The following is a 6,156-nucleotide window of genomic DNA, read 5'->3' on the forward strand; positions in this document are numbered from 1 at the left end:
TATTGAGGAATTTTTTAATTTCCTCAATATCAGTCATAGCATATACTCCTTTCACTTAATATTTTATCACATTCCAAATAATTTTACAATCATTTAATAGTATTTTTTGTAAAATTCTTTAATTATTTTTCATTTTCAAACCAGTAATCCACTTTATCCTTCATAAAATCGTAAAAAACCAGCATGCTTTTACCTTCTCCGTCCTTTACAAAAACACCTCCCGGCATAAAGTGGCATTCCTCTAATGTAAACTTGTCAAGTTCCAATTGCTCTTTCAAAAACTCCATAACCCTTTCTCTCATCTCTTTCATACTCACTTAAAAGCGCCTCCCTAAAAAATTCAAAATCAAATTTTGTTTGCCCCCGGCAGTTAAAACAAAACAGCCTGCGAGCCGAAGGTCAAGGGGTCGGGGAGGGATACCGGACCGAGCGCTAGCGAGGGAGGATATGCTCACCGACCCGACAGGGCTTGCCCCTTGACCGTAAGGCGAGCAGGCGTATAATCTTTTGTGCGGGGGCAAACAAAAAAGCACGTCTGCAAAGCAGAGGTGCTTAATTATAACATAGATGAAGTTTACCAAAAACTTTATTTGTGGCTGCTAAAAAGCTTTATTAACAACATTTATTATATAAAGTGGTTTTCTCGTAAAAAATCTTTTGGAGTATTAAAAGCTGTAAAGAAAAGTGGTGACCCAGCAAAGGATAGAGGAGATACAGGACCTACTGTCATAAATGCATATTGGCGCGAAAAAACATCAAAAGAACTATGAGGATCGCGGAATGATTGATATAATTTCAATGCATTAGTATCTCCTCCCACAATTTCTCTCAAAGCCTGAAATTCGGTTCCCAAGGCTAAGCCAAATCCAAAGAAGAAAATTCTAAGTTGTCCTATTATTTCCTTATGGAGACTCGACAATGTTTGACTTATAAACATCCATCCAAGACCATATTTTCTTGTAGTTCTTGCGGCATCAATTAATCTATTTTTTATTCTCTCCATTCTTTCATCTGTCTGTTTTTCTTTTGGTGCTAATCTATGGGCTTCATCTATTAACACTAAGGTATTAAGATTTGTTTTACTATATTTTTTTTCTTGTATTTGCTCTTTTTCTTTTTTATGATATACCGATTCTGCCATCTCAGTAATAGCTTCTAGAAACCTGTCAATTAATAAAGGTTTTATTTTCCTATCCCACACATCTTGCTCTACGTCTTCAGGCTTTTGAGATAAATCAATTATAATTAAAGGTCTTTTTTCAGGATAAAGAGATTCATTTACTATCTGCCCAGGACTTTTCCTACCATTACCTTGGAAAAATAGAGATACCTTTCGCCATTTTTCAAAAATACTTGTTTCTAAGTTATTTTCAATGTCACTTAAAGTTTTTACTATAGTATTCCTAACTCTTTCAACTCCGCTTTTATCTGCATAAATTTTTTCAATAATTTGATGAATGTATTGCAGTGTTTTCACAAATGTATTTTTATCTAAATTTTCAAGCTTGATATTTTTATCTTTTCGTAAAAATTCCAAAACATCTTCTGCTACTATTCCTTGATATTCTGAACTTTTTATTCCGAGTTCAAAGAAGAACTTATATTCTCGAAGTAATTCTACAAAGAGCTCCCATCTATCGAGTTTTAACGTAGAAAGGTCATATATAAACCATTCTTTATTTAACTTTTCTAAAATTGTGTGATTTAAAATATAAGACATATTATCGCCTTGTTTATTTCTTAAACTGAGAGCAAATTCTCCTTGAGGGTCCAAAACAAATATTCCCATATCTTCATACCTTGCATAAGCAAGTAATATCATTTTTGCTAAAACAGATTTTCCCGAACCTGTTTTCCCAAAAATGCCTATATGATAAGCTTCTCCAGCACCACAGGGACCAGAAGAAAAATCTTTAAACCACAAGGGTAATTTGGGGGTAGAACCATAAACATGACCAAGATAGAAAATTTCTTCTTTATACCTCTCTAAAAGTTTATTTAATATATCGTCAGTAACTAATTTAACAAATGTCCCAGTAGGCGGTACTGTTCCCAAGATGCTTGGTACGAATTTATCTCCTTCATCACTAAACACAGCACTTACTGTCATCTGCCCTAAATGAGTATCCTGTCTACCGCTTATTTGACTGATTTGCCCTTTTTGTCTTGCTAAAGATCTCATAGTAGGATCTTCAAGCCATGCATTTCTTAGTTGAATTTCTGTTATTTGTCCTAAAGCATAATGTCTTTTTCCGTCTTGATTAAAATCAAAAAAAGCTAATTCTCCCACTAGTTTTTTATCCACTGCAGTTCCTAGAATATCTAAAGCAAGTCCACTAGTTGAAGAAGGCGAACCAATAGTAGCTATGCGTTCAGCATTATCCAATAGTTTTTCAAAATCCCCCACTTTTACTTACCTCCTTCAGTTCTATATCCATGCATAGTAAAAAATATTTCAGAAAAATCTTCTTCCTCGTACAATTCTATTATTTGCCGGGTTGAAGACTGCCTAAATGCAGGCATCGCACTTCCTAAATGTTTTACCATCCTATCAGCCATAAACAATGGATAAGGTTCCATAATACCTGCTGTACCACACTGGTAACGTAATCCTTGAAATAATATAGATAATCGACTTTTATTGGTTGCAACAGAAGAAGGTATTTCTAATCTTAAAGCTGGCATCCATGAATGCGGTTTATAATACACAACATGAATTTTTTCAAGAAGTGAAGTTATTTCATCTATAACTCTATCTAATTTCTGGTTATCCTTTGGCGAAGCTAAATGCCATTTTTCTATTGGTTTTTCCAAAGGAATTGGAGTAGTATATTCTCCAGCGGACAAAATAAAAGTCATTAGTGCCCTATCATCATAATGAGAAGCCCATCCTAAGCTTTTTCCAAGCTCTTGCCTTGTTGTATATTTTGGTAAACTAACCCATATTTTGTCACTCTTTGAAGCCTCAAGGATAGTTCTGTAAGCCATTAGAAACGATTCAAACCTTTTAATTAATTCTTCACTTATATCTGTATTTTTTTCTTTTGCTTTGCTTACTGCCTGATTCATATAAATTATAGGAGTAGTAAAAGAACCGTCCAACATTACAATATCATGAGGAGCATTTACAGCAAGTTCTAATTCCATTTGTATCATAATTCCTCTTACTATAGATGGTGTATCATCATCTCTTTTTTCATGAGCCATAAAAGTTAAATGTTTAGGTGCTTCCCAATGCCTTGTCTCAAAAGGAGGAGTTAAACCTTCTACCGCAACCGCAGCACATCCAACAAGGTCCATTGCCATAAGTTTTTCAATAGCATAAGATCCATCTACTCCACAAGTAGTAGGAGGTTGAGGAAATTCAAGTTCTCTATCATTCTTTAACATTCCACTTTTCTGAAGCTGCTCTCGAATTTCTTTTTTCTTCTCTTTAAGTTCTTTAAACATTAAAAGAATTTCTTCTCCTATTTGATTACTTTTTTCTAACATTTCCTCTACAAGAGCTTCTGGAAGTTCAGAAAAAACGCTTTGTTCTTCCATTTTACTGGATCCTCCACAATTATTTTAATTAAATCATTTAATTAAAAGATACTTTTTTAAATTATCCTTATTCCAATATCTCCATTCATCATTAGTTTTTGCTCTTCGCTTTAGATATCGTTCCTTCCAATATTCAGCTAATTCTTCAAATTTGTAATCATAATACTTAACCTCTTTATCAATACCATTGATATATTCAACTACATTTGAAGCTAGCGGAAAAACAAAAACTTCTCTTTTTACTTCATGCTTTAAAAGCTGTTTTATGCTTTTTATATTTAAAACTTCTTTCAAATCTATTTCCTTATTTATTTCCTTAATAGCTGTATTAATTAGTCTAAATTTATAGTTAGGACCATTACCATATCCACCTTTAACTTCGATTCCTTTTAATAACAAATACTCTTTCATTAACCTTGAAATTTCGTCAGTATACTTAAAAGCCCCAAAACCTTTTGTATAACCAAGTGAAAAACATAATAGCTTGTCCTTATATTTAACCCTGTTATATATAGAACTGCGCCCATAAGCTGAAGTTGTTGTGAAAAGCACTAAATGAGGAGATATAATATTTTGTTCCATTTCAGTTTTTTTGTTGCTATACTTTTCTCTATAGAAATCTCTAACCTCATTAGCTACAGTGCTCATTGCTACTAATTTGCCACCCAGCAACATATTGTAAGGTGGTACTGCACCTAATGTAAAAATATCCATCGTCTCATTAAGTTTATAAACTTTATCTTTCCCTTTTAAGTTGAGCCACTCATTCCTTAATTTTATTCCTAGAGCTGGAGAATGGGCTCCCAATATTCCTATAAGTTTCCCATTGTATTCGTCCATTATAAGAAAACACAATCTACGCCCATAACCATTTGAAAATGGCAAACTCCATGTAAATCTCGCTGTTTTAAAAATATCCCATTCTTCCTTTGTTCTAACAGGAATTAACCTAGGAGATATTTTTTCTGGTACGATATCATCCCCCTCTGCAAAATATTTATCAATAATCTTTTCGCCCTTTTCAATCAAAAATTTTCTGTGTTTAAGCAAAAGCTCAATTCGAGCTCTCTCATGCATTTTTCTCAATAGGTCCTTATTTTGTGTGTCTGGAGTGTTTAAAACGTAAGCCTTTATTTGTTCTATGATTTTGTCTCTTAGCATTTCTCTTTTTTTCTCGAGGCTTACACAATTATTTATTTCATCATCTATTTCCGAATTTATTTCATGCTCCAATATATAATCATTTAGTTGTTGAATCCAAACTTTCGTTAACAATTTAAAGCACCTCCATATATTAATAATTATACCATAATTGTTCCAACTATAAAAACATTTTAAGACAATGAAATTCCAAAAAAAGACTTCTTTCTACTTCTGCTTGGCAGTACTGGAGCAAGAGGATATGCTCACCGACCGAAGGCTTGCCCCTTGACCGTAAGGCGAGCAGGCGTATAATCTTTTGTGCGGGGGCAAACAAAAAAGCACGTCTGCTTTAAGAGGTGCTCTCTTAACCGGATTTTTGATTTGAGCGGAGCGAAAATGAAAAATCTGTACCGATTATTAGGACAGCTTTTAAAACAATGAAATCCCAAAAAGAGATTTCTTTTTCCTTCTGCTTGGCAGTACTGGAGCAAGTAGCTTTAAAAAAATAAAATCATTTTCTCTAGCAAAAGGATTTGGACAGTAAGGTAAAGCTGTCCCTTTAATTCCTGCGTAAAAAGAAATTTCTTCAACATCACTCTGCGAAGCTAAAGGGAAAATAACACTAAATTCAGAATCAATCCTGTCAATAATCTCATGCCACCGCCATTTTGCAGCCGAAGCCACAATAAAAGCTATATCAGCTCTATACATTTCTTTTTTTCTTGCTGAATCTAAAACTCCAAGGTCTCTAACAACATATTCATACTGTCCAGCCTTAATTTTTTTAAGAAGCATGTCATAATTCCAATTACCATTATTTCTGCTTTCATCTACTGGAAAAATATCAATTCCATGAACCGTATAAGAACCCTCTACCTTTCCTTCTTTTGCTTTTAATACACTGCATAAAAAAGAAAAGACAGACCTCTGGCTGTCTTCTATAACTGCTGTAGAATGTCCTAAACGGGCAAGAAATGAAGCTATAGAGAAAGCTGTATGAGTACATCCTATGCCGTGGGCAGTAGCAGATACTGCTATTGTAACGATGCCAGCAGGCCTTTCTTCTATAATAACCCTTTCCTTTGCCTGTATAGAAGCATTCAAAAACTGACCTGTATGCCACCTTGCAGCCTGAGCATATGTAGCAGGAGGCGAAAGCAAAATATTTCTAATTATCTCACTCCAATTAGACTCTTTTTCTTCTGCTGCTATGTCGTATATGCCTAAACCAACTATGGAAGATATTATTTCATCACCCGGTTTCCTCTCAGGTGCAATAACAATTATTCTGGTGCCAGGTCTTGCGATTCTAAAACTTTGAAGAGCAGAAATAATCTCCTTCCCTAAGAAAACATCAAGATCTACAATAAGTACCTCTGAAGAAACCCGAGAAGCAGAATAAAATATTTCTTTAACACTCTCAGAATCTAATTTACCAATATGTTCAAAAACTATATCTCCTGCATCAGC

5 protein-coding genes are annotated in these 6,156 nt (G+C 34.2%); all 5 read right to left on the reverse strand.

Features of this window, described 5'->3' with window-relative positions; all coding sequences use genetic code 11:
- Nucleotides 1–122: 122 nt before the first annotated feature.
- Nucleotides 123–311, reverse strand: coding sequence for a hypothetical protein (locus EV203_RS12915; protein ID WP_243700714.1), 189 nt, complete (start codon nt 309–311; stop codon nt 123–125).
- Between the two features lie 314 nt (nt 312–625).
- The gene (locus EV203_RS12920) at nt 626–2,407 is read right to left on the reverse strand and encodes an ATP-binding protein (protein WP_074666014.1); all 1,782 of its coding nucleotides are present in this window, start codon (nt 2,405–2,407) and stop codon (nt 626–628) included.
- A 2-nt stretch (nt 2,408–2,409) separates the two neighbouring features.
- Nucleotides 2,410–3,543: a DNA double-strand break repair nuclease NurA gene (locus EV203_RS12925; RefSeq protein ID WP_074666016.1), complete on the reverse strand. Its 1,134-nt coding sequence runs from the start codon at nt 3,541–3,543 to the stop codon at nt 2,410–2,412.
- Nucleotides 3,544–3,576: 33 nt separating this feature from the next.
- Nucleotides 3,577–4,818, reverse strand: coding sequence for a Druantia anti-phage system protein DruA (locus EV203_RS12930; protein WP_083379569.1), 1,242 nt, complete (start codon nt 4,816–4,818; stop codon nt 3,577–3,579).
- Nucleotides 4,819–5,115: 297 nt separating this feature from the next.
- A partial coding sequence (locus EV203_RS12935; protein ID WP_132040874.1) for a hypothetical protein occupies nt 5,116–6,156 on the reverse strand: 1,041 nt, incomplete at its 5' end.

It is taken from the genome of Caldanaerobacter subterraneus (assembly GCF_004345675.1).
Classification (GTDB): Bacteria; Bacillota; Thermoanaerobacteria; order Thermoanaerobacterales; family Thermoanaerobacteraceae; genus Thermoanaerobacter; species Thermoanaerobacter subterraneus.